This is a genomic window from Microcoleus sp. T3_A4 (assembly GCF_036700465.1).
Lineage (GTDB): Bacteria > Cyanobacteriota > Cyanobacteriia > Cyanobacteriales > Microcoleaceae > Microcoleus.
In genome coordinates this window covers 51,824-75,255 of record NZ_JAUBOY010000018.1, presented here as the reverse complement: position 1 = coordinate 75,255, position 23,432 = coordinate 51,824, and the positions used below count along the sequence as shown (strand labels likewise).

General features: G+C 45.8%; 20 protein-coding genes. 7 read left to right on the top strand and 13 right to left on the bottom strand.

What is annotated here, in order from left to right; all coding sequences use genetic code 11:
- Positions 1–40: 40 nt before the first annotated feature.
- Positions 41–1,339: a HEAT repeat domain-containing protein gene (locus QUA07_RS12200; protein ID WP_333325361.1), complete on the bottom strand. Its 1,299-nt coding sequence runs from the start codon at positions 1,337–1,339 to the stop codon at positions 41–43.
- A gap of 228 nt (positions 1,340–1,567) precedes the next feature.
- On the opposite strand from QUA07_RS12200, the gene QUA07_RS12195 reads away from it, so the two are divergent.
- Complete coding sequence (locus QUA07_RS12195) at positions 1,568–2,437, top strand: lipid kinase (protein WP_333325358.1); 870 nt, start codon at positions 1,568–1,570, stop codon at positions 2,435–2,437.
- 193 nt (positions 2,438–2,630) lie between these two features.
- On the opposite strand, the gene QUA07_RS12190 is transcribed toward QUA07_RS12195, so the two are convergent.
- From QUA07_RS12190 to QUA07_RS12180, 3 genes are all read right to left on the bottom strand, one after another.
- On the bottom strand, positions 2,631–4,196 hold the full coding sequence (locus QUA07_RS12190; RefSeq protein ID WP_333325356.1) for an FAD-dependent oxidoreductase: 1,566 nt from the start codon (positions 4,194–4,196) through the stop codon (positions 2,631–2,633).
- A gap of 578 nt (positions 4,197–4,774) precedes the next feature.
- Positions 4,775–5,137: an aromatic amino acid lyase gene (locus tag QUA07_RS12185; protein ID WP_333325459.1), complete on the bottom strand. Its 363-nt coding sequence runs from the start codon at positions 5,135–5,137 to the stop codon at positions 4,775–4,777.
- A gap of 173 nt (positions 5,138–5,310) precedes the next feature.
- On the bottom strand, positions 5,311–7,425 hold the full coding sequence (locus tag QUA07_RS12180) for a DUF7507 domain-containing protein (RefSeq protein WP_333325354.1): 2,115 nt from the start codon (positions 7,423–7,425) through the stop codon (positions 5,311–5,313).
- Positions 7,426–7,599: 174 nt separating this feature from the next.
- Between QUA07_RS12180 and QUA07_RS12175 the strand changes: the two genes are divergently transcribed.
- Positions 7,600–7,722 (top strand): hypothetical protein, encoded by a 123-nt coding sequence (locus tag QUA07_RS12175; RefSeq protein WP_333325352.1) that lies wholly within the window; start codon positions 7,600–7,602, stop codon positions 7,720–7,722.
- 1,017 nt (positions 7,723–8,739) lie between these two features.
- Here QUA07_RS12175 and QUA07_RS12170 read toward each other — a convergent pair.
- The 5 genes from QUA07_RS12170 to hemW all read right to left on the bottom strand — a co-directional run bounded on the left by QUA07_RS12170 (position 8,740) and on the right by hemW (position 11,714).
- Positions 8,740–8,958, bottom strand: a complete 219-nt coding sequence (locus QUA07_RS12170; protein ID WP_333325349.1) for a hypothetical protein — start codon at positions 8,956–8,958, stop codon at positions 8,740–8,742.
- A gap of 201 nt (positions 8,959–9,159) precedes the next feature.
- The gene (locus QUA07_RS12165; protein ID WP_333325346.1) at positions 9,160–9,429 is read right to left on the bottom strand and encodes a hypothetical protein; all 270 of its coding nucleotides are present in this window, start codon (positions 9,427–9,429) and stop codon (positions 9,160–9,162) included.
- Positions 9,430–9,497: 68 nt separating this feature from the next.
- A complete protein-coding gene (locus QUA07_RS12160) occupies positions 9,498–9,770 on the bottom strand; it encodes a DUF1830 domain-containing protein (protein WP_333325343.1) in 273 nt (90 codons plus the stop codon).
- A gap of 155 nt (positions 9,771–9,925) precedes the next feature.
- A complete protein-coding gene (locus tag QUA07_RS12155) occupies positions 9,926–10,144 on the bottom strand; it encodes a hypothetical protein (RefSeq protein WP_333325341.1) in 219 nt (72 codons plus the stop codon).
- 226 nt (positions 10,145–10,370) lie between these two features.
- Positions 10,371–11,714 carry a radical SAM family heme chaperone HemW gene (hemW, locus tag QUA07_RS12150; protein ID WP_333325338.1) on the bottom strand — a complete coding sequence of 448 codons (1,344 nt, stop codon included), beginning with the start codon at positions 11,712–11,714 and terminating at the stop codon, positions 10,371–10,373.
- Positions 11,715–12,110: 396 nt separating this feature from the next.
- Here hemW and QUA07_RS12145 point away from each other — a divergent pair, with 396 nt between their 5' ends.
- Entirely contained in the window at positions 12,111–13,190 is a 1,080-nt protein-coding gene (locus QUA07_RS12145; protein WP_333080144.1) for a PIN/TRAM domain-containing protein, read from the top strand.
- Between the two features lie 317 nt (positions 13,191–13,507).
- Here QUA07_RS12145 and QUA07_RS12140 read toward each other — a convergent pair whose 3' ends face one another.
- Positions 13,508–13,984, bottom strand: a complete 477-nt coding sequence (locus QUA07_RS12140) for a Uma2 family endonuclease (RefSeq protein ID WP_333325456.1) — start codon at positions 13,982–13,984, stop codon at positions 13,508–13,510.
- A gap of 628 nt (positions 13,985–14,612) precedes the next feature.
- Between QUA07_RS12140 and QUA07_RS12135 the strand changes: the two genes are divergently transcribed.
- Positions 14,613–15,860, top strand: coding sequence for an MFS transporter (locus QUA07_RS12135; protein ID WP_333325335.1), 1,248 nt, complete (start codon positions 14,613–14,615; stop codon positions 15,858–15,860).
- A 230-nt stretch (positions 15,861–16,090) separates the two neighbouring features.
- On the opposite strand, the gene QUA07_RS12130 is transcribed toward QUA07_RS12135, so the two are convergent.
- Positions 16,091–18,301: a Tex family protein gene (locus QUA07_RS12130; protein ID WP_333080147.1), complete on the bottom strand. Its 2,211-nt coding sequence runs from the start codon at positions 18,299–18,301 to the stop codon at positions 16,091–16,093.
- 161 nt (positions 18,302–18,462) lie between these two features.
- Between QUA07_RS12130 and QUA07_RS12125 the strand changes: the two genes are divergently transcribed.
- Positions 18,463–19,302 (top strand): Uma2 family endonuclease, encoded by an 840-nt coding sequence (locus tag QUA07_RS12125; RefSeq protein WP_333325332.1) that lies wholly within the window; start codon positions 18,463–18,465, stop codon positions 19,300–19,302.
- Positions 19,303–19,357: 55 nt separating this feature from the next.
- Here the strand turns inward: QUA07_RS12125 and QUA07_RS12120 are convergent, their stop codons facing one another.
- Entirely contained in the window at positions 19,358–20,335 is a 978-nt protein-coding gene (locus QUA07_RS12120; protein WP_333325330.1) for a class II fructose-bisphosphate aldolase, read from the bottom strand.
- 294 nt (positions 20,336–20,629) lie between these two features.
- Entirely contained in the window at positions 20,630–21,364 is a 735-nt protein-coding gene (locus QUA07_RS12115; protein ID WP_333080152.1) for a phosphoadenylyl-sulfate reductase, read from the bottom strand.
- 933 nt (positions 21,365–22,297) lie between these two features.
- Between QUA07_RS12115 and QUA07_RS12110 the strand changes: the two genes are divergently transcribed.
- Positions 22,298–22,663: a response regulator gene (locus QUA07_RS12110; protein WP_333080153.1), complete on the top strand. Its 366-nt coding sequence runs from the start codon at positions 22,298–22,300 to the stop codon at positions 22,661–22,663.
- 254 nt (positions 22,664–22,917) lie between these two features.
- Complete coding sequence (locus QUA07_RS12105; protein WP_333080154.1) at positions 22,918–23,421, top strand: chemotaxis protein CheW; 504 nt, start codon at positions 22,918–22,920, stop codon at positions 23,419–23,421.
- The last annotated feature ends 11 nt before the right edge of the window (positions 23,422–23,432 follow it).

The window sequence follows — 23,432 nt, the reverse complement described above, 5'->3', positions numbered from 1 at the left end:
TTTTTCAAAAAGTTGGGGATTTGGGTATTCTATCTTTTGATTAATTTTCTTGCCATTCTTGCAGGGCGATCGCAATTCCTTGTTTCAATCTCGGTTCGAGATTGTCTTGCTTAACTAAGCTTTCTAATTTCTGCCTGGCCTCGATCGCATTTAGCTGTTTGAGCGCAGCCGTGCAGTGCAGCCTGACGCTGTTGTCTGCGTCGCCCAACATTGGAATCAGAGCATCTAGCCCTCTCATGTCTCCTAATTTTCCTAAACCTAAAGCTAAAGATTTTTTGCTGACGGCCTCCTGCACGGCCGGATGACCTGTTTTCAGCAAATCAATCAGAATTTCAGCAGCAGCAGCTTTTAATTCCGGCTTTTCTCCGCGCCCTAAGACAGTGACTATCTCTTGATAAACAGTAGAATTTATGTTAGTAAATTGCGCCCTTAATGTCTGATGCAAATATGCTAAAGCGGTTGCAGTTTCCATCCAGCTTAGGGCGCGCACTGTTTCGATTTGCAATTCAACCGGAGTTATTGGCGATCGCAACAATTCAAATAAAGCAGCCGCTGCTGCATCGGTTTTTACTCGCCCGATCGCGATCGCCGCTTGCTGACAAACTTCTAATCGGATGTCCGAAAGCAAAGGTTTGAGCAAGTTAACTAAATCTAATTCCGCATCTAAATAGGCGCGCGCGCCGAGAGCTCGCACGGCTTCTTTTCTGACTGCTGTTGCCGGATCTTTGAGTGCTGCTACCAGTATCGGGGGGATGCGGGAGTCGTGAAAGCTGCTCAGGGCCTCGATTGCGTGCGCCCGCACCGCAACTTGAGAGTCTCCGACTACGCTCAACAGCGGTGCGATGGTTTCGGTGCGCCGAATTTGGGCAAGTGCTGCTGTTGCAAACTGTCGCGAGTCTTCTTGCTGCAATAGAGTTGCGAGAGATTCTATGGCTGTCGGGCCGAAATTCCCTAGGGTTTCGGCGGCGATTTGGCTCAATTCTTCGTCGGAATTTTTGACTAATTCTACTAAAGCTTGAATCACTTCCGGGCGATCGAACTTTCCGAGAATGCGGGCGGCGAACCACCGGGGCTCCGTGTCTGCGTCTTCGTCCTCGAGTACGGCAATTAAAGGTGCGATCGCGCCATTTCCCAGATTTGGCAATACTTTAGCAATTTCCCAACGGTCTTGAAAATCGCCCCATTCTAAGGCTTCTATTGCTAAACTGACAGCTTGCTCTAAAATGTGTTGTTCCTGCGGCTTGCCGGCCTTGGCTGTCACTTGCTGCAAGCATTCGACTAACCCCGGCCAGTTTTGGCGATCGGCAGCGACTTGCGCTTTTTGTAAAATATTATACATGATTTTAAATTAAGTTCGATCGAGAAGCAAGGTTTTTTGCTGCTAGGTCAGAGCGGGAGGGAACTACTTTGTACGAATCTTTTGCTACAATTATCCATTTTTTAACATTTTTGTCAATCCATCATAACTGGTAAAATGGAAGTAAAGCATTAATTTGATGTAGTTAAGGCATCAAGCTATACTTTTTGTAATTTAAAATACGCAATATTCCTAATTAAAAATTAACAAATGAAGAAAGCTCTACTTTTAGTAAACCAGCACTCCCGAAAAGGGCAAAAGCTATTATCTCAAGCAACTGTAAAATTAGAAGCACTGGGTTTTGAGTTACTTATAGAATCTACCGACCACGCCCACGAACTTTCCGACACGATTCGCCGCTACCAACATCGAGTCGAATTAGTAATAATTGGCGGTGGCGACGGCACTCTCAACGCCGCCATAGAAGGTTTGATAGACACCAAGTTACCCCTGGGTATTTTGCCGATGGGAACAGCTAACGACCTAGCCCGCACTCTGGGGATTCCTACAGATTTATCAGCAGCTTGTCAAGTAATTGCCAGCGGTAAAGTTCGGCTAATAGACTTGGGTTGGGTTAACAGCCAATATTTTTTTAATGTTGCCAGTTTGGGACTAAGCGTGGAAATTACCCAGCGGCTGACTAAAGACGTAAAGCAGCGTTGGGGAGTGTTAGCTTATGCTTTTACTGCTTTGCAGACAATTTTTTCAGCGCGACCGTTCCGAGCACAAATTAAGATCAAAAACCAATCTTTTAATGTTAAAACTATTCAAATTGCCATTGGCAACGGCCGCTACTACGGCGGTGGCATGACAGTTGCCGAGGATGCAACAATCGACGACAAGCGACTGGATTTGTACAGTTTGGAAACAAAAAACTGGTGGGAAATCATTGCTTTGCTGCCAGCTATGAGGCAAGGAAATCATACCAGTTGGCCTAACGTTCGCGCCTTGCACGCTCAAGAATTTGAGGTTAATACTAGCAAACGCCGTCCGATTAATACTGATGGTGAAATCACAACTCACACCCCTGCAAAATTCCGAGTGATTCCCGAAGCTTTAGCAGTTATAGCTCCTTCATAACTCACAACTAATATACAGCAGATTCCATATTTATGAAGTACACCCGCCTCTAGTTAGCTCCTCGTAGGAAGACCGCAGTGCCGTGTCCCTACACTTCACAAACCTGGAATACGCTGTATCAGTTAACTGGTTCCTAGGCTCCAGCCTGGTAACGAGTAATTTTCTTGTGGAACAAGCCAGAGAGCCTGTTCGATTAATAATCGCCTCCAGCGCCATATTGCCAGGCTTCAACTAATCGGTGAAAATAGTATTGCTGCTCCGGCGCTAAATTTTTCACCTGGGGTTCTACGGCTTTCCCCAAAGGCTGCAATCCCGTATAAATTCCTAAATTTACATAATGAACCATCCAATCAAGCAAATTAGCTATTCCTACCTGCGGGATAATTTTCAGAACTAATCCGGGATGGCTAATTGCTGTTTTAAACAGGGTTTGTGACAAAGCCGGAAACAGCACGATATCCTGAAGAAACGGTTTGAGTACCGGTTCTCCCAACTCTTCCATTACCTGAAATACGGCAGCCAAAAGTTGATTGATTTGATTAGGGTCTATTTTTTGATTCATCGCAGCACTCATCGAACGCTGAAACAACCAGGTAACTGATAGATTCGGTTGGTAGGGTTGCAAAAGTGCCAGGGCATTTTTGCTGAGACTGTCGCTTGTCAAAGCTTCGTCAATTCCTAGAGTCAAGCGTTTGAGGTGGCGCACCATTGCGCCGAAACCGCCGAAGCTGAGGGGAGATTGGCTACCGCTGCTGTCTCCGACTGGGAGTATGCGATCCCAAGGCGTTTTTAGAGGACTTTGACGATAGCAGGGGAAGAATCCGTAAAGTGCTCTTTGGAATTTTAACTGTTCGAGTTCGACGTTTTGATACTGGGGAAGCAAGCGCAAATACTCTTCAAATAATGTTTCTAAACTGAATCTTTCTGTGTCGGCGTCTATGTAGGTAAATAAGTAGGTGTTGCGGCCGTCTCTCGCTGGAAATGCTTCCCAAAAATATTGGCACTGATTTTGCATTGGCGTGAAGGATGCAAATATATCGCCCGTGTCGTTTTTGGGGTATCCTTGAGCGCAACTGCCGACTACTAAACATACGGCGTCGGGTTTTTTGCCTTGTCTTGCTTGGCGGACAATGGGGGAAAAATGTCCCATTGCGTCTAATAATAATCGGGTTTTAAATAAATGTGTAGCAGGTTGTGTATCGGTATTTGCCGATTCTACAAGGACTCCATTGGGGTGAATGGTGGCTGTTTTAAATGGTGTATTTTCAAATAGCTTGCCTCCGGCTTGGAGAAATCGCTGTTTCAAGGTTTCTAGGAGGTAAACTGGGTCGATCCCGATGTTGAGTACGTCGCGCACCCAAATGTCTGGGGTGTTGGCAAAGCTGATGCGGGCTGGGTTGTATTCGGTGGCTATGGCCTTTTCTATCTCTTCAACAGAGAGCAAATTTAGTTCTAAGAATGCGTCTAATTCTTTGCGAGAAATGTTCCATTCTTGCTCGCGGCCTCGCAGGGTGCCGCGTTCGAGCAAGGCTACTCGCCAACCCCGCACGGCTAGGGCTGTACCGATTAATATTCCTAGGGTTCCGCCGCCGATAACTATGTCGAAGTCGAGGGTTTCGAGGGGTTGTTGGCTGTGTTTTACTGCTTGGGGTGCTGGTGCGGTGTTTTGTTTGAGGTTTTCCCAGAGTCGATCGACCTTTCGCAGGCCTCCGAGGGCGTCTCCTGGCAGTTGGGAGAGGATTTGTTCGGTGAGGGACATCGGGTTTTAGGATTGAAGAGTGGTGGATTTTTTATAATTTAGCTTAGATCAACGTTTCCGACAGTTTCAGGGCTGACGCATCGGTGGCGAGAAACCCGCTTTCTACCTATCTTTTTTTAGCATAAGTTGACTAAATCTTTACTCCATCAGAGTTTCAGGCGGGTTGTCACCCCCCCAGCCAATCCCACTAACTACCAGTACAGAACCGAGGCTAACTCCTAGGAGCAACCCTTGCAGCTTGGATTGAATTGTCCAGTGGCCCCCTTTGAGATTACCTAGTGAGCCATTACGGAACTTACGCCAGCGATTTAGGGGATTTAATATCTTTTTTATTAATCTTGGTGGTGCACACTTAACCTGTTGCATGCGTCTCTCCGAGGAAGTTACCTGCTCCCGATGAGGAGGAATATAAGTTGAAATAATTAGGGACTAGCCAGTTCTATTTTGCAACCGCATTCATAATCTTATACGCCAATAAAAGATGGTTCTTAAGCTAGTCAAAAGCTAGTAAGTTTTCGATAATTGTAAAAACATAATTCTACCTGTTTTTGATAGATTTTCAAAAATGAATATGACTTTTAAGTATCATAGGTTAACACCCGATCGCTTTTCATGAAAAGAACCACCTGTCTGTACTGTGCAAATATTTTTTTAGTGACTATCGATAATTTCCACTTAGGATTTTTTGGCCATCTTAAGTCAATAGCTTGTGCAGCGGGCATCATTTCGATTCCTAAAATGTAATAGAGGGTATCAATCTGTGTTCTAACACGCTGCACAGTTCTTGGAGCATTTGTTGGCACATCTTCAATATTGCCAGCAAGGGCAAAATTATCAAGTATTGCCGCTGCTAGTTCCTGATTTTCTCTAGCTAAACACACGCAAGTTTTCTGAATTGCACCATAGGCATGAACGGTATTTTCCTTTCCTAAAAATCGCAGTGGGTAAAATGTGGGCCGCCAAGCTTAATTGTTCGCTGGCCAGATGCGTTTGAAAGTTGAAATGGGAAAAAGGGAAAAAGGGAAAAGCTATTTCCCTTTCCCTTTCCCTTTAAGAGCCAGTAGCGGTGATAACTAGCAACTAGCGTTAACTAGCAACTTAGGTTATGCCAACACTAGATAGGCTGAGTCCCGAACTTTCCGGTGTTGTTGTAGTAATCGAGCTTGCCGTTGATCGCTTCGCCAGTAGGCAATCCGTTGTAGGTGTTAGTTGCGTTTGCCCAAGCTGGGGAACTCGCAGGGACTCGGAAGGTTGATGCCTGCAAGGAGAGATTCCCATCTCCCTTGCCATCGCCGTTTTCGTCGGGAGTGTATGTTTGCAACCAAGTAATCGCTTGGTTCATATCTCCAGTCGGCGCGGGGTTGACGGCGAGGAAATTCAGCCAAGAGGCAACCAAGGAGCGATCGATCGTGTAGCGAACGTCCTGCTGGACTTTCTGGTTAGCGTTAACAATGGTCTGAGCTTCCTGAAGGGTGTAGAACACGGTATTTTCACCTGCATCCGTCTTTCCATTCCGGTTATAGTCACCAACCAGAATGCCCAAGGCAGTCTGTCCTGTGACTGGATCTACTGTAGCCGCGGAGTAAGGTGAGAGCAGGATGTCGCTGGTTGGGAAATCTGACTTGCCGGCAAAGGAGGAATCGTTGCTGGCATTGCCATCCCACACATCAGTCCAACGCTGCCAGAAGCCTGGTGTCCGCGCTCCCAGAGACCGCACGCCTGTGTAGGAGCTAGGATCGGATGCTGTCGGGGTTGCGGGGTTGTTCAAGCCGTCGGTGTAGGAACCTGTGGTCGTCCCGATATTTTGATAGCTGCCCGATATGGCAGTGCCGCTGGCGCTGTAAACCCAGCTTTCTGTGAGGTCGAGCTTGCCGTCTTGGTTGGTGTCACCACTGCTGTAAATAGGAACCACACCTTTGTCATCTGTCACCTGGACATTAGAGAGAGGGACGTTGCCGGTGTTGGTGACAGTATAAATCCACGTCACTGGACTACCTTGCTGAATTAACAGGGCATCCCCTTGCACAGAAGAGTTGTCCGTTACTTTCTCGATGTTAATGCTGGGGCGAGCGCCGAAGTAGTTGCTGGGGTCGGTGGCGCTGACGTTTGTGTGATTGCCCACACCATCAGTGTAGGTATTGCTTGCCGTCCCGATGTTAGCGTAGGGGCCGGCAACGGCGGTACTTGTTTTCTGGACAGTGGTGCTCTGACCGGAGGCGAGGCTGGCAATGGTGCCAACTACAAAGTCGTCACTGGTGTTAAGCGGGGTGCCGTTGTCATCTTTGACTTCGACGTTGGTCAGGTTAACGTTGCCGGTGTTGGTGACTTCGTAAGTCCAGGTTATTGGCTGACCTGCCAAAATTGCCTTGCCATCGAAGCCGTTGGTCAGTTTGTTAATTGTCAAGGCAGGATTGGCACCGAAGTAGTTGCTGGGGTCGGTGGCGCTGAGGGGGGTGCTATTGCCCGAACCATCGGTGTAGGTATTGCTTGCCGTGCCGATGTTAGCATAGGCGCCTGTGATGGCGGTACTTGCTTTCTGCAAGGTTTGGTTGCTACCCACGGGCAGGCTGGCAATACTGCCAACTACAAAGTCGTCACTGGTGTTAGCGGGGGTGCCGTTGTCATCTTTGACCTGCAGGTTGGTCAGGTCAATGTTGCCGGTGTTGGTGACTTTGTAAGTCCAGGTAATCGGCTGACCTGTCAAAATATCCTTGCCATCGTAGCCGTTAGTCAGCTTTTCGATGGTGAACGCAGGAGCCGCACCGAAGTAGCTGCTGGGGTCAGAAGCGGTTACAGGTGTGCCGTTGTAGGTCCCGGTAACGTTACCAGTGTTGCTGTAGTTGCCAGCCTGGGCAGTGCCGGTTTTCGTGTAAGTCCAAACTTCGTTTGTATCCAGCAGGGTGTTGGTGTTCGCGTCGCCACTGAAGTTGGTGATGATTCCCTCTTTGTCATCGGTGAGGCTGACGCCTGAGAGTGGGACGTTGCCGGTGTTGCTGACTGTGTAAGTCCAGGTAATCGGCTGATTTACGAGAATGTTAACGCCGTCCGCGCCGTTGGTTACTTTGTCGATGAAGATGCTTGGATTTGGAGTTGGTCCACCAGTAATCGTGCCGATAACGCCGCCCGTTTTGGCACTGTCCCCACCGCCATTAGTGGACTGCAAGCGCACCCACCAGTTGGTGTTCTCGACCAGCGACTTGTCAAGAGGTGCACCTGGTTTGCTGATCACAAAGGTCGCTGTCTGGACGATCCCTTCTCCCGATCCTTGCTCGCTGAATTTGATGCCCAGATCGTAGGGTTCAGCCGAACCGCTCCCACTGGTATTAAAGCCAGGATTGAGGGGTCCACTATCGCTTACCTGATTGGCACCAATAACAACTGTGGGGTTGAAAGTGCTCAGGGTTTGAGTATTACTTTGCTCAGACCGAACGATATCCCCAATCTGCAAGCCACTGACGGCATTGTTTGCAACATGGAAGGCAACACCGAGCATATCCTCAGTGCCAGAATTAGCGCCTGGGTTTAAGCTGAGCGTGACTTGAATATCGTTAGAGCCATCGCCCGTGAAGTCCTGATCGAATTCAAAAAGTGCATTAATCGGCTCATTTGACGAGCCAAATTGCTGATTAAAAATAGTTGAATAGGTTGCCATTTGTGGTTTTCCTGTGATTTACTTGTGGGTTTTCATGTGTGGTAATTTAGTAATCCACCTGGGAGATAAAATAAGCTTGTTAACCTGCAATCAGTCTAGTCAGATTAATGAATATTGCTCTACTAAATTACTGCAAAATAGCTGAATCGAGAAAGTTCAAAGCCATCACTCATGTCTTTGACTTTCTGTCGCAACAATTTTTAGTTTATTGATAACTAACTTACTTTGCTAATTTCTTGCTGTCAAGTATTTTGGCAAGCTTTTTATGATTTATTTTTGCCATTGTTCGCTTATATTTAAGCAGCAAAAAGCCACCGAACTGCTTGCAAAAAATGACAGCCAAAAGCAATCGCTTGCTATTATAAAAAAACAAGCGTCACTATTTAGGTAGGCATTCTGAACGAAGCATCAGCAATACAAATCCCTAAACTGCGTTAAAACCGTGTTTAATTTAAATCAATACAATTCAGATCGGCCCGATCGCCCCTTAAAAAGAGCGAAGAGTGTTCTCTCCCGCCCTGGGAGGGAGATGCGAGGCGGATCTCCGAGTAACAAACAGTGTTAAACCAAGCGTATTGGCTTATAACTGGCTTGTATTATAGATTTTTAGCTAAACCCACCCCCACCAGATACAATGTTTTTTTGCCCTTACCTGCATATTTGAAGGCTAGATAGCAACGGTAAAGAATTGGTAAAGATTCTTGAAATTCACAGTTTTGGTTACAAACTTTAACAATAATGATTAAAGTCAATCAACCCATCCTAAAATCTCTGCCACTTTTTCCGTCAGAGTGATGGGTTGAATCGGTTTGGTAATTACCCCAGCTACCGCCATCGGGGCAAATTTAGCCCGGTTGAATTGAAAACAACCTATTCATGCCTCTAGATACCTCAACTTTGTAAATACTTTCTGATTTCCTGCAAAATACTCGCATTCCCTTTACTATTGACGAACAGAATAGGGGAGAGATGCTGCGGACGATTTGCCTCAATAAAACCAGTGGCGGGGTGTTTGTCACTTGCTGTCGCCATTAGCACTAGGTCGGAATTTCTCACCCACTGGCTGAGTCTGTCGTTGCCACCTCGATTGTGGCTGAGCTCAACTATCATTTGTTGGTGTAATTTGTTGGCAAGCTGCCTCTAAAATAGCTTTTACCCTCAACGCTGCAGATTCCGTTAAGGTGTAGATGAGAACGGATTTTCCTGTGATCTTCTGGAAAATCTTGCTTTCATCTGCAAGGTTTTGCTCAATCGAAGTGACTGCTTAGCCAAGTAAATCAGCAAGAGATTCTTCTAGCTTTAAGTCTTTAACTATAGAGCGAAATATTCGCCATTTAGCTTCATCAATGCGTCTGGAAAAGCGCCACAGTAGTTCAGAAAGAGCAAACAGAAGTTGCGCGTCTCTAGGGAAGGACAGGGATATAAAACCAGCACGTCAAAAAAGTCAAGCATCGAATCAAGGGTTTTTGGAGAGGCGAATCTTTGCCAAAGTTCGAGGACGTAACCGAGCATATCCGTATATTTTGTTTTGGTCGATCCGAGGGTAAAAAGTGCGATCGCGAACCGAGCTTTTATAATCATACAGAGAAACCCGGTTTCTGAAAAAAACCGGGTTTCTACCTCTCGTTGATAAGTCTAAGGAATTATCTTCAATCAGCCGTGCTTAATTCTTCAACTCGCAGCCGATCGCACAAAATTCGCTCGCACACTATACCACCCGTCTCCGCACTCCTGCAAACTTCTAATTGAGCTTCCGGCAACGCTTCAAACAAAAAACGCTCTCCCGGAAAAACCGTCCGCTCAAAATACCAATTAGGAATATTTGTAATACGAGCGATTTGCACTTTGCTAGTATTATTAAGATACCAACACAAAATGCGCGTATGACCTTCGGAAATTACCTGATTTAGTGTCAAATTCATTTTTTTAACTTGTTTGTGCAATTGTGCGAACGATCGGCGACGGACCTAGACTTAATATAGCATATTACCAGTTAAAACACAATTTTTTATACATTTTTTTTAGATTTTTTGGGTTAATTAATAAATTGCGCCAGGGAAACATCAGCGCCTTCCACCTATTCCCAAGAAGGTGCAAAAGCCGGCAGTGCTAAAGTGCAAGATTTCCATCCTCCCCTAACAGGTGCGTTCAACAATTGACAGTGACCAACTGAACCTCTTGCCTGTTGGTAGTGACCGCAAAAATTACACTTGGAAGCAGCATTGCACCCGCGATCGCTAATTACAAGGCAGGGCTGGTTTTGGGTTTGGTTGCGCTCGATAGTTAAAGTGTTCATTAAATTACTTTTAAATGTTCAGTCTTAAGTATGACGGCTGGAGTGCCGTCGTGGCGTCTATCCCAAGGCTTAGTTCGCCTTTAAGTTTTGTGTAGGGATCGAGAGAAAATATATTATTTTTGAGAGGATCAAGCTAGGGAGCGATTAAATTTCCTTTCGATCGAATTGGCGGCCCCGGCTTTAGAGCCGATCGCGCTTGTCAGGGGGTATACTTCCTCAGACAGAGCTAATTATCTTCGCCTAAGTTGCTGAACAAATCGGCTAAAATTGTATTAGAAAATAAAAAACCTTCGGGATCGCTCAACCTCAAATTGCCCGACAGTGGCAGTTTCACGCCCTCACCTAAATGTGAGATCGCCCCATCCGCAGTGATAATTTCTACCCATCCTTGCCGCCAGTAGGGCTGCAAACAACGCCAAATTTTATCAACCGTTTGCTGAGTAAACTTTTCAGTCAGCGCCGACAGGCTAACTCCTTCTGCTAAACGCAAACCTAGCATCAGCGTTTCTAACAAAACGTCATTTTCTGAGACTTGAAAATTTTGCTCAATTGCTGAGTAAATATCTGGCTGGGTTCCCCCCCCAATTTGAGAAGTAGCAGGGGAATTGAGGCCAGAGATCGATCGCACCCACTGATAATATTCTTGAGTTTTGCGCGGCCTTGTCAACCTCCGGCCTTCCACGTAACTCGCCGCCCCCATTCCCAAACCGTAATAAGGGCGATTTTCCCAATAAACGCGGTTGTGGCGGCACTGATAGCCAGATCGAGCGTAATTAGAAATTTCGTAATGTTCGTAGCCAGCCCCTGTCAGAATTTCCCTTGCTAAACGGTACATTTGAGCAGCGGTTTCATCTGCAGGCAGCGGCTGCGCGCCTGCTTCAAAGTAGCGCCCGAAAGCAGTTCCCTGTTCAACAATTAAGTCGTAACTCGACAGGTGAGTCGGGGAAATTTCCACCGCCGCTTTCAGGGAAGCTTCCCAGTTTTCTAAAGTTTGGTGTGGCAGTCCTGAAATCAGGTCTAAACTAAAATTGACAATACCAGCCGATCGCACTATTTCTACTGCTTCAAAAATATCAGCGACAGAGTGCGATCGCCCGCAAGCTTGCAGCAATTCATCTTGAAAAGCTTGCACTCCCAAACTCACTCGATTTACTCCCGCCGCTGCATATCCCCGCAACTGTTCTAAAGTAAACGTACCGGGATCTATTTCTATAGAAATTTCCGCCTCAGCAGCAATCCCAAATTTGCCGTCGAGAGTCTCTAAAATATTGCTCAACTGACTGACAGAAAGCAGCGAAGGTGTGCCACCACCAAAAAAAACTGTTTTCAGAGATGCGCCTAAATTTTTAGTTTCTTGAATTTCTTGACACAGTACAGCAACGTATTGGACTATGGTGCCGGAATTCTCGCCATTTTTGCGATCGCCCACCACAAAAACCGGAAAATCGCAGTAATAACAGCGGCGGCGACAAAAAGGTATGTGCAGGTAAGCCGAACTAGGAATCCCGGAATTTGTCGCTTGCACACTTTTTTTTAATTCAAATGTTAAATAATCTGTGGGAGGGTTCATTACATTTCAAGCCAAAAGCGCCACTTCAAATCTAAAGTTTTAATTAAACAATCATGAATAATTATGTATATTATGACATTTTATTCCAAAAAAAGCGTTGCGAACGATGCCGTCCCGCCCCGCAAGCTACGGCTCTTTTAATTTAACCTCGTACCAGTTTTAATCGACCAAAATTCTCGAACAGCCCGCAGGACGGTCTATTCGCACCTCGTCCCTGCTTTGGGCCCGGCGTGGTAAATGCCGAGCGCCTCCCTGGCACATCCCCCAAAGGGTACAACCGCGAAATATAAGTTTATGAACATCCCTGAGTAAATAGGGCGATATCCCACCAAAGCATGAAAACAAGTATCAGCACTGCAAAGATATAATGTGAATAAATTCATTAACCTAGAACTAATGCTAGACGCAATCATAATAATCTCATTCATAATCGCAGGCGGAGGCATCGGCTATTACGGAGTCGAACTCCTGCCGAGCGAGCTGCTGGAGCAAGTTACAAATATACAAGGTTTAAGTTCTGTACTAGGTTCCTTTGGAGCATTAATCGGCTTCGTGATGGGATTAGTTGCTCAAACAACCTATCGGCGCTTGGAAAAACAAGTCCGCGATATGCCGGTGGAGATGCTGCTGACGCGGGCGATCGGCTTAATCATCGGACTGCTAGTAGCAAACTTAATGCTGGCTCCGCTATTCCTGCTGCCAATTCCCCGCGAGTTCGGCTTCATCAAACCTTTAGTCGCAGTCTTGGGTAGCGTCATGTTCGGCTTCACAGGCGTCAGTTTGACCGACACCCACGGCCGCGCTTTCTTGCGACTGATCAACCCCAAAAGCTTTGACACGGTGTTGCTAACCGAAGGTACTTTCAAGCCAGCAACTGCCAAAGTTGTCGATACTAGCTGCATTATTGACGGCAGAATTGAAAACTTGCTAGAAACAGGTTTCCTCGAAGGTCAAATTATCGTGCCGCAATTCGTGCTCCAAGAACTGCAACTGGTAGCTGATTCAGCCAACGATCAAAAGCGAGTGCGCGGACGCCGCGGCTTAGATGTACTCAACCGCATCAAAGAAACATATCCAGAACGGATTCAAATTCACTCGGCTGACTACGAAGATATTGCCACAGTCGATGCCAAATTAGTCCGCTTCGCCTTGGATATCGACGGCATTTTACTTACCAACGATTACAACTTATCGAAAGTAGCTACCGTCCAAAAACTGCCGGTTTTGAATATCAATGATTTGACTCATGCGGTGCGCCCGACTTATTTGCCGGGAGATACGATCGAACTAAAAATCCGCAAAGAAGGCAAAGAACCCTCTCAGGGAATTGGTTACTTGGATGACGGCACAATGGTTGTCGTAGAAGCAGGCAGCAGCTATGTCGGTGGCGAAGCCAGAGTCGTAGTCACCAGCGCCCTGCAAACTAGCGCTGGTCGCATGATATTTGCCCGCCCTCAAGAGTCCGTTATTGTTTAAAACAGAGTAACAATGGCCAGGGCAATCAGAATCAAATATTGCGATCGTTGTTCCCAATCTGCCCCGACTCTCTACCGCACCCGGTATGACGAGTCGGGGCAGTGGTTTTTTTTATGTCTTAAATGTTGGGAATCGGTAAGTCAAAACAATCCTTTTTACTTCTACGGCGGCACTTGGAAAGCTAGCAAGAAAAAATAGCAATTACCAGCTTGTTCTTCTTTTCTCTTCCTACCCTTCGGGAACGGCTTCGCCGAACGCGTCCTTTGCGTCTTCGCGGTTCAATCATATCAATATCAGTGATTCAGGAGTAATTAAAATCAACCAATCTCGATCGCATCTTCATACAATGTCTCGATCGCCCAGCTAAAATTAACGCTAGCAAACTGAACTTCTTGTCCTTGAGTGTAAGGATAAAGCACCCACAAACCCTCTGCATTCCGGCGAAAACACTCTACACTAACTCTTTCTTGATTGATTAACACATACTCTTGCAAACTTTCAGAAGTGCGGTAATCAGCAAATTTATCGCCTCTGTCACAAGCCGCTGTTGTCGGGGATAAAACTTCCACAATTAAGCGCGGGTAGCGAATGAAATCTTCCGCAGCATTTTTGTCTCGTTCATCACAACTCACCGTTACATCGGGATAGTAAAAAAAATTAGATGTATCTTTCCGAACTTTCATATCTGCGATGTAAGGTATGCAGCCACTTCCCCGAAGATGATTTCTCAACAGTGCAAACACATTTCCGGAAATGATGACATGAGCTTTGCTTGCCCCTGCCATTGCATAGATTTCACCTTGCCTTTACTCGTGTTTGATCGGACTGACTTTCTCGGCTGCTAAATAATCTTCAGGAGAGACATAGGTGTCGCTTTTACTTGCAACCATATAATTTTAAGGTTGGTGAGGATTACACAATTATAGCCCAATACGCTTGGGTTAGCGCTTTCAGACGAATTTAATTCCACGCATTTATGAGAGTTCCAGACTTGTGAAAGGAAATCAGATTATTCTTATCCCAAGCGTATTGTTTAATATGTAGGTTTTCTCGCCACACATTCGATTCATGGGCAAATTGAATGCGATCGCAGAGCCATCAAACAAACAACTTTGTGGGATTAAAAGATTTCTGTCAATGCGTAAATCCTAGCTTTGTTGATAGCCTCAACTAATAAGTCTTATAAAAAATTCTGTATCTAAATATACATTTTTTGTATAAATCATGACATTTATCAAGTTATCCTGACATTCAGGGCTAGATTCCACACCTTACCTACAAAATTTGTAACCTCCAGAGTTGAGAAGGTATTCCAAGCTTTCACCACTCCATCGCCCTTGGTTGTTGGCGTTGGGACTCCAGCTAAGTTCTCAGATTTTAGTCGTCTGTGAAATGTGATATGAGTTGAAATCTCTTAAATCCATGCCGAAACTCAAAGAATCTTTTAATCACCCTCATACCGAACCAGCCGATGCCACGATTCGCCTAAAGCAGCATAAAGACCTGTTTTCCTGGCTTTCGATCGCTGCGGGGCTAATTTTTCTACAGGGGTACATGATTGCTCCCCTGATTCCACGTTTGGCTGAAGTTTTTAATGTTCCGGTTCAGGAAATCGGCTTTATCGTTCCAGCCTATATGCTGTCCTATGCACTGATGGCATTATTCTTCGGCCTCCTGTCCGATCGCTTTGGTCGATGGTCTATTATTCGCATCTCGCTTGCTCTTTTTGTCATTTTCACGGCTTTAACTGCCACTGCTCAAAATGCTTCGCAGATGGCAACCTGGCGGCTATTAACCGGGATTGGAGCCAGTGGTGTGATTCCCCTTACCTTCGCCTTAATTGGCGATTTATTCCCGTTTGATCAGCGAGGTGCCAAGCTAGGATTGGTGTTTGCAGCAATGGAAGGGGGGATGGCAGCAGGCTCTGCGGGGGGAGCGATTCTTGAGCCATTTGTAGGTTGGCGATCGCTCTTTCTAGGTACTGCTGTGCTTGCTGCTGTTGTGCTTTGGCGACTTCATCCTTACGGCTCTTTATTTGATACACCAAAAGTCACCAAATTACCGCCTATTCGCCAAATCTTTAGGGGATACAGCCAGATATTAGCCACCTTTCGGGGGCAGCGTACATATGCTTATGTTCTGTGGAATGGTATCTACCACTCTGGGGTATATACATGGCTAGGGTTGTATTTATCGCAACGGTACAACATGGATGCGTTGAGCATTGGGTTAAACATTCTTGGGTACGGCATTCCCGGTTTATTGCTGAGTTCTTTCATTGGTCAAGCTGTTGATCGGTGGGGACGGCGTTGGCTCGTTCCAGCAGGGTTGGTAATGGCTGCTGTGGCTGGAATTGCAATGATTTTTGAGATTCCGCCAATGGGAACGACGATCGCAGTTCTTTTTTTGTCTTTAGGGTATGACCTGACTCAACCGTTGTTTGTCGGAATTGTGACAGATCTCGGAGATGACAACAATTTGGGGCAAACGATGGGACTGAAGGTATTTACTCTCTTTACTGGATTTGGTGTAGGCAGTTTCATATTTGGAGAGCTACTGCGCTTTGGATTTGGGCCTTCTCTCGCTATCTTTGGTGGCATTCAGTTGATAACTGGTTTGATTGCAGTCCCACTATTCTGGCAGGAAGTCCCCTCTCGATTACGGGGTTAGCGACTGTTGCCCAAACCAATGTTGCATACATCAATACTGGTCAAATCATTGCGCTCACTGGTGGTGAGAACGCTCTTGATACTGTTCTGTTGTAGAGCATCTATAGAGCAATACGCTTGGGTTAGCGCTTTCAGACGAATTTCATTCCACGCATTTATGAGAGTTCCAGGCTTTTGAAATACTCACCGCGCCTTCAGGCGCGGTGAGTATTTCAGCTTTCCCCCAAAGTTTCAACGTCGGCGCGGGGCCGGAAGCCTCGCGCTATTGCCATTTTGCGGTTGCGGTTTTTCTTGCAACTTCATTGTCAAACTAACCCGCTTTAACTTCTCATTCACCTCCAAAACCCGCACTTTCACAACTTGTCCGACTTTGACAATCTGTTTGGGATCATCTACGAAGCGATCGGCTAATTGAGAAACGTGAACCAAACCATCTTGGTGCACTCCCACATCAACAAAGGCTCCAAAGTTAGCTACATTCGTGATTATGCCTTCCAATTCCATCCCAACTTGCAAGTCGGAGATTTCTTTAATTCCTGCTTGGAAAGTGGCATATTTAAACTCGGCACGCGGGTCTCTTCCCGGTTTTTCTAGTTCGGAAATAATGTCTCGGAGTGTCGGTTCACCGACTTTTTCTGTGACATATTTCTTGATGTTTACAGTCTTGATTTTTTCCGATATTTGTGTTATTCCTGTCAGCGGCAAGTCTAAATCCTTGGCGATCGCCTGCACGACAGGATAACTTTCGGGATGAACCGCGGTATTGTCCAGGGGGTTTTCGCCGCCGCGAATGCGGAGAAATCCGGCTGCTTGTTCAAAAGCTTTTGGGCCAAGTTTGGGAACTTTCAGCAGTTGGCGGCGATTTTTAAAAGCGCCGTTTTCGTTGCGGTAATTGACGATATTTTTGGCAACTGTTGCCGTCATTCCTGATACAAATGTCAGCAGTTCTTTCGAGGCTGTGTTTAAGTCAACTCCGACATAATTAACGCAGCTTTCGACTGTTTCGTCGAGTTTCTTTTTGAGCAATTTTTGGTCAACATCGTGCTGGTATTGACCGACTCCTATTGATTTTGGGTCGATTTTCACGAGTTCTGCGAGGGGGTCTTGCAAGCGCCGTCCGATGCTGACTGCGCCACGAACGGTGATGTCGAGATCTGGAAATTCGGCGATCGCCACTTCGCTTGCGGAATAAATCGATGCACCGGATTCATTCACCATGACTTTAATCGGTTTCCTGTCCATTTCTGCCAAAACTTCCGAAACAAATTCGTCTGTTTCGCGGGAAGCTGTACCGTTGCCGATCGCGATTAATTCAATTTTATATTTTTCAATTAAATGCTTGACAATTTTACCAGCTTGCTGTCTCTGAGCGGCCGCTTGGTGGGGGAAAATGGCTTGATATTCTAAAAATTGCCCGGTTTCATCGAGGGCGGAAACTTTGCAGCCCGTGCGAAATCCCGGATCGATCGCCAAGGTGGGTTTCATTCCCGCCGGCGCCGACAGCAGCAACTCGCGCAGGTTGGTTTCAAAAGTGGCGATGGACTCGATATCAGCGACGGCTTTGTTGTGCGATCGTACTTCTGTAATTAACGAAGTCTTCATCAGTCGGTTGAAGGCATCCTTCAAAGTCGATCGATAAAACTCTTTAACTTCCGGTATCCTAGTTCTAATTTCCTGAGCTTCCAAATAAGCCATCACTGCGGATTCATCAAAAGCCAGTTCCAAATCTAAAACCCCTTCCGTTTCCCCCCGAAACAGCGCTAACATATTGTGCGATTGAACGCTTCTGGCTGCAACTTGGTAATTGCGGTACATTTCAAATTTAGTGCTTCCTTCCGGGAAATCATCTTTAATTTTCGAGACAAAAACTCCTGTTTTCATCAAAAACTCTCGCAAATAAGCCCGCAATTCTGCTTTTTCCGAAACCGCTTCCGCCAAAATATCCGCAGCACCTTTGAGAGCTTCTTCTGCTGTTTTTACTCCCTTTTCTTCCGAAATGTATTTAGCTGCTTCCGCCTCAAAATCGGCTGGTTTAGCCGTTGGCAAGTTCAGAGATTTGATAAAATTCGCCAGCGGTTCCAAACCTTTTTCCCTAGCAATTGTTGCTCGCGTCCGCCGCTTTGGTTTGTAAGGCAGATAAAGGTCTTCTAGTTCGTTTTTTTGCAAACACGATTCGATTTTTGCTTGCAGTTCTTCAGTGAGTTTTCCCTGAGAGCTAATCGTATCTAGAATCGACTTTTTGCGCTCTTCAATTTCCGTCAGATAGGTGAAGCGATCGGAGATATCCCGCAACTGAATTTCATTCAGCAAATCCGTGCGTTCTTTGCGGTAGCGGGCAATAAACGGAATTGTTGCTCCCTCTGCGAAAAGTTCCAGAGCATTATTGACTTGAGACAGATTAATGGAAAGTTCTTGAGCAATCAGTTGAGGAATGTCGATCATAGTGCAGAATTTCGGATCGGTCGCTTGAGATTTAAGAGGTGAGATTGACTTCACGGAAGAGAGGAAAAAAAGTGTGAAATAAACGTTTTACAGGGTGTTGGCGCTCGTCCTGCAAGTATTAAAATGATGTTAGCATAAATGCAGTCATTTCTCAATATTATATGTTTCCTTTTAAATATCCTGTGCCGCAAACCGATCCGCCGCGATCGCCCAGAGAAACGCTGCCGACGATGTACGATTTACCCAGCGAAGACCCGGAGAAACCTGGTTTGCCTGACGAATTTCACCATTTGCAGCCGCAGTTGTTGAGCCTGACGTTTCGGCCTCGGAATTATGCAGCTTCTGAGATATTTAGCGGCACCGACATGAACCTTTATTATGACGTGCATCACACTCTGTGGCACAAGCGGCCGGATTGGTTTGGAGTTGTGGGAGTTCCCCGACTTTACGATCGATCCGAACTGCGGATGAGTTACGTTACTTGGCAGGAAGGCGTGAATCCTTTTGTAATTGTAGAACTGCTTTCGCCGGGAACGGAAAAAGAAGATTTAGGCGACAATACCGATGAGGAAAAGTTGCCACCTCAGTCGGGAAACAGTGCGGGTAACGGGCAACTTTTGGAGGCGGAGACGAAGGAGGAACCGCCTAGAAAATGGGAGGTTTACGAGCAGATTTTGCGGGTTCCTATTTATGCCGTTTTCAGTCGCTATACTAACAAATTGCGAGTGTTTGAATTGAAGGGCGGACACTATCAAGAATTAGAATTGCCTGACTCGCGGTTGTGGATTGCTGACCTAAGTTTGGGCTTGGGTTTGTGGCAAGGGGAGTTTCAGGGAATCGATCGACTGTGGTTGCGCTGGTATGATGTTGATGGTAATTGGATTCTCACTGAAGCGGAACAGCAACGGCAGCGGGCTGAGTCAGCGGAAGCTCAATTGCAGTCTTTAATTCGGCGGCTGCGGGAATCTGGCATCGATCCTGATAAATTTTTAAACGGTTAAAGAGGACTAAAGTCCTGACTAAAAACTGGTTCGCCGTCAGGACGTTAGTTTTTTTTTACTTCAACATAAGACTGAAGGCCTCACTATACGCAGGCTTTAACATTTGATCAAAACTTGATTGGTTGCGGCTTATTTGTTTGTTGCTGGTACTCTTGGCAGTCAAGTCATCCGCGTAGGGAGATTGATGCAAATAAGCTTTACCGACAGAACCGAAAAGTTGCAGTTTGTCAGAAATGACCGATTGCATGGCATCGATAGCTTTTTCCATTATTTCCAACAAATCCGGATGTGGCTCAGAAATGTTACTTTTTAACACGTCCATATAAGCTTCGCGAACTTCCGTATTCACATTAAATTTAGATACTCCGAATTTAATACATTGATGAATCATTGAGTTCGGCAAACCGCTCGCCCCGTGCATCACTAACGGCACTGAAACAGCAGCCCGGATTTTTGCCAGACGCGAAAAATCGAGTTTGGGTTGGCTTAAATATTTGCCGTGAACGTTACCAATTGTTACGGCTAAAAAATCCACCTTAGTTTCTTTGATAAACTCTACTGCTGCTACTGGATCGGTCATCCTTGCGGCTTTCTCATCGATTGTCAAACCTTCTTCCCTGCCACTAATTCTGCCGATTTCTGCTTCAACTGCCGCACCGTTAGCGTGGGATAATTTAGCCATTTCCCGGGTAAATATTAAGTTTTGTTCGTAGGGCAAAGGAGAACCGTCTGCCATAATTGATTTAATGCCGGCGGCTAGACCGATGTGAATGTCTTTTTCTGAGGTGCCGTGATCTAAGTGTACTGCGATCGGTACTAAAGATGTGCGGGCAGCTTTGATGCACAGCGCGACTAAAGGCGACTTTCCGTATAGGAGGGCGCTGGGGTGAATTTGCAGTATCGCTGGACTGTCCAGCGCTTCGGCGGCATTGATGACGGCTTTTACTCCTTCGAGGTTGTAGACGTTAAAAGCGCCGATCGCATAAGCCTTTCTCCGGGCCGTGTTCAGCAATTCGCGAGTTGAGACAAGCATAATAGTACCTGCTTTAAAAACTTTTCTGAATGTTGATCATTCTATCAAAGTTCAAGGGCAAGCTCAGCGTAATTTCTGTTTATTTTAATTGCGAATTCTTCCGCTACTATTTATTCTGACTGTCGATCATTTTATTAAAGTTCAAGGGCAAGCTCAGCGTAATTTCTGTTTATTTTAATTGCGAATTCTTCCGCTACTATTTATGTTGTGAAGTGCATTTATTCTTGGGTAGGGTGCGCTAGGCGCACCAAACAAATAGTAGGGTGCGCTAGGTGCACCCTACTAAGTGATTTACTATTTTTGGGCGTTACCAGCGTGCAAACCGCACTCTTTTACGGTCGCTTCTTCCCACCACCAGCGACCTTCGCGTTCGTGTTGGTTCGGCAATACCGGCTTTGTACAAGGTTCGCAACCAATACTTACAAAACCGCGTTCGTGCAACTTGTTGTAAGGCACATCCAAAGCGCGAATGTATTCCCAAACCTCTGCCGAAGACCAGTTTGCTAAGGGGTTGAATTTAATTAATTCATGGTCAGGAGTTGAGAATGCAGTGTCAACTTCAATAACCGGAATACCGTTGCGGGTACTGGGACTTTGGTCTTTCCGCTGACCGGTAATCCAAGCATCAAGAGTATTCAATTTGCGGCGCAGCGGCTTGACTTTCCGCACGCCACAGCATTCTTTGTGACCGTCTTGATAAAAACTAAACAATCCCTTTTCTTCTACTAGGGCTTGTACTTCGGCTGCATCGGGAAACATTACTTCTAATTTAATGCCGTAATGTTTTCTGACTTGATCCAAAAACTGATAAGTTTCCGAGTGCAATCGTCCGGTGTCTAGGGTGAAAACGCGGAAATTCTTGGTAATTTTTGAGGCAATATCGATCAGAACTACATCTTCAGCCCCGCTGAAAGAAATAGAGATATTGTCAAAATTTTCAAGGGCAAATTTGAGAATGTCTCGCGGTGTTTTTTGACTGTATTCTGCTTCTAGGGCGGCAATGTTGAGATTTCTTTGGATGGCAACCATATTTTCGGGTTTTCGGTGTTCTTTTCCTCTAGCCCTTTATTATAGCCGATCGCCGTCTCTCCCTCGCCGACTAATTTGACAATCAAGCAATGTCGTCTGGGGCCTCCGGATTCATCCGTGAAGCGAGGAAAAAGCTCCGACTGCTCATCACCCGCCCCCGGATTTATCAGTGCGAGCACTTTCTTCAATTCTAAAATCTAAAATCTAAAATCTAAAATCGATTGACCGCATCTTCCAGCAGTCTTTTCGGCGGGGTTCACAATCAAGCTCAAGGATTGGTATCGCCTGCTGGCAGTAGTTTTGGTGAACTCAACACTCCTCTACTGGGTAAAATGGGACTATCGCGCGGTCAATTTATTTTGCCCCCGAATTATAAATTACAGACAATAAAATTCTTTAAATGTCATTGTTACCCTCCTAAAATTAAGCTTGTATTATTAATTACAAAATAGCGCTAGCTCAGAAATATAGCGCTGTATATTAAGTGAACAAAGTTTTTCTCAATACCATAATTTACCCCGCCATAGCTACTTTTAAGTGACTGTTATTGACGCCAATTAAATCCATTAACTAGCATTATTTAGGCAATGAAATTAACTAGATAGTTGGGAACAAATTTCAAAAATATACGTAGAAAATATCGCTTTAGTACCCCAAGCGCTCCTTCTACTAAGAGCTGTTGGTTTCAACACAGCGAATCACCAAAAATCAATTACTAATTGCCGATTAATTTATTCAGAGCGATTCCGTTAGCAAAGTAAATTTTTATCGCTTTTTATCGCTTACAGCTAACCTTCAGCCATACGATCGGCTATATTGTATTTAGAAGTACATTAATTTGTCCGCAAAGCGGTATAGTCCCATCGCCGCCGGTCGCGCCAGCTTCTGAATAAACGTAGTCCGCTGTCAGTAACAGCAAGGAAGTGTGGAATTATGTCAAAAATTTTAGTAGTGGACGACGTAAAGAGCGAACTAGAAATCATCTGCCGCATTCTTCAAGATGCCGGACTGGATGTGATCCGGGCAGGCGACGGCGAAGAAGCGATCGCCATGATCCGCAAAACTCCTCCGGCTTTGGTCGTTTTAGATGTAGTGATGCCACGAATGAACGGGTTTGAAGTGATCAGAGAATTGCGGGGCGATCGCACAACTGCCAAATTGCCCGTAGTATTTTGTACTCATAAAAACACCGAGATCGATAAAGCTTGGGGAACTGATTTAGGGGCCGACGCTTACGTCAGCAAACCCTTTGAACCTCAGCAACTCGTCCACATAGTGCAGCGCTTGCTTTCCGCGTAAGCCGAATATAAAATGATCGGCCGCTTCCCAAAAAATATTATACCGACAAACCCCGTTTTTTAAAAATTAACTGGGTTTTTGAATTCCATAAAAGTTTATGTTTAATGATAGAAACCTGCTTATTTGCCCAGCCGCGATTTATTTAACGGAAACATTTGAGGCACCCAAAGAGATGCTGCAAAACTCGATCGGCGATCGGCTTTAGGGTCGCAAAACTCTAATTGGTAAGCTACACTATAAACTAAAAATAAGCCATGAAAATAACGGCTCCCCCCGCTGGGGGGAATCAGACAAGTGCAACAAAGCAATTTCTCTTGTTCGGTCAAGGAGGCAGTCTGTTCGGCATAGAATTAGATGCAGTGCGGGAAGTCCTTTCACTCAAGGAACAACCCATTTCCCTGGTTCCCAATACCCAGCCATTTTTGCTGGGATTAACCAACTTGCGGGGCGAAATCTTAGCAGCAGCAGACTTTGGACTGTTTGTCGGTATTGAGTCTGTTGACACCTACCACCCAAACAGCCGCATCTTAGTGGTAGAAGCGCCTGATCCACGAGACGTGAGATTGTTGTCGAAAATGCGCCTGGGATTAGCCGTCTCCCGCGTCGAAGGAGTTTTACCTCTCAATCCCGATCGCATTGTCTCAGCACTAGATGTCAGTCCCGACCTAGCTCCATTCTTAAAAGGTTTGTACAATTCCGAAGGACGCTTGCTAATGATTGTCGATGTAGAAGCGATCGCCCATTCCGAACGCTGGTAAAAATCAACAAT

Coding starts and splice junctions, on each gene's coding strand:
- QUA07_RS12200 (WP_333325361.1), bottom strand. CDS start 1,339: ATGTATAATATTTTACAAAAAGCGCAAGTCGCTGCCGATCGCCAAAAC.
- QUA07_RS12195 (WP_333325358.1), top strand. CDS start 1,568: ATGAAGAAAGCTCTACTTTTAGTAAACCAGCACTCCCGAAAAGGGCAA.
- QUA07_RS12190 (WP_333325356.1), bottom strand. CDS start 4,196: ATGTCCCTCACCGAACAAATCCTCTCCCAACTGCCAGGAGACGCCCTC.
- QUA07_RS12170 (WP_333325349.1), bottom strand. CDS start 8,958: ATGATAGTTGAGCTCAGCCACAATCGAGGTGGCAACGACAGACTCAGC.
- QUA07_RS12165 (WP_333325346.1), bottom strand. CDS start 9,429: ATGATTATAAAAGCTCGGTTCGCGATCGCACTTTTTACCCTCGGATCG.
- QUA07_RS12160 (WP_333325343.1), bottom strand. CDS start 9,770: ATGAATTTGACACTAAATCAGGTAATTTCCGAAGGTCATACGCGCATT.
- QUA07_RS12155 (WP_333325341.1), bottom strand. CDS start 10,144: ATGAACACTTTAACTATCGAGCGCAACCAAACCCAAAACCAGCCCTGC.
- hemW (WP_333325338.1), bottom strand. CDS start 11,714: ATGAACCCTCCCACAGATTATTTAACATTTGAATTAAAAAAAAGTGTG.
- QUA07_RS12145 (WP_333080144.1), top strand. CDS start 12,111: ATGCTAGACGCAATCATAATAATCTCATTCATAATCGCAGGCGGAGGC.
- QUA07_RS12135 (WP_333325335.1), top strand. CDS start 14,613: ATGCCGAAACTCAAAGAATCTTTTAATCACCCTCATACCGAACCAGCC.
- QUA07_RS12130 (WP_333080147.1), bottom strand. CDS start 18,301: ATGATCGACATTCCTCAACTGATTGCTCAAGAACTTTCCATTAATCTG.
- QUA07_RS12125 (WP_333325332.1), top strand. CDS start 18,463: ATGTTTCCTTTTAAATATCCTGTGCCGCAAACCGATCCGCCGCGATCG.
- QUA07_RS12120 (WP_333325330.1), bottom strand. CDS start 20,335: ATGCTTGTCTCAACTCGCGAATTGCTGAACACGGCCCGGAGAAAGGCT.
- QUA07_RS12115 (WP_333080152.1), bottom strand. CDS start 21,364: ATGGTTGCCATCCAAAGAAATCTCAACATTGCCGCCCTAGAAGCAGAA.
- QUA07_RS12110 (WP_333080153.1), top strand. CDS start 22,298: ATGTCAAAAATTTTAGTAGTGGACGACGTAAAGAGCGAACTAGAAATC.
- QUA07_RS12105 (WP_333080154.1), top strand. CDS start 22,918: ATGAAAATAACGGCTCCCCCCGCTGGGGGGAATCAGACAAGTGCAACA.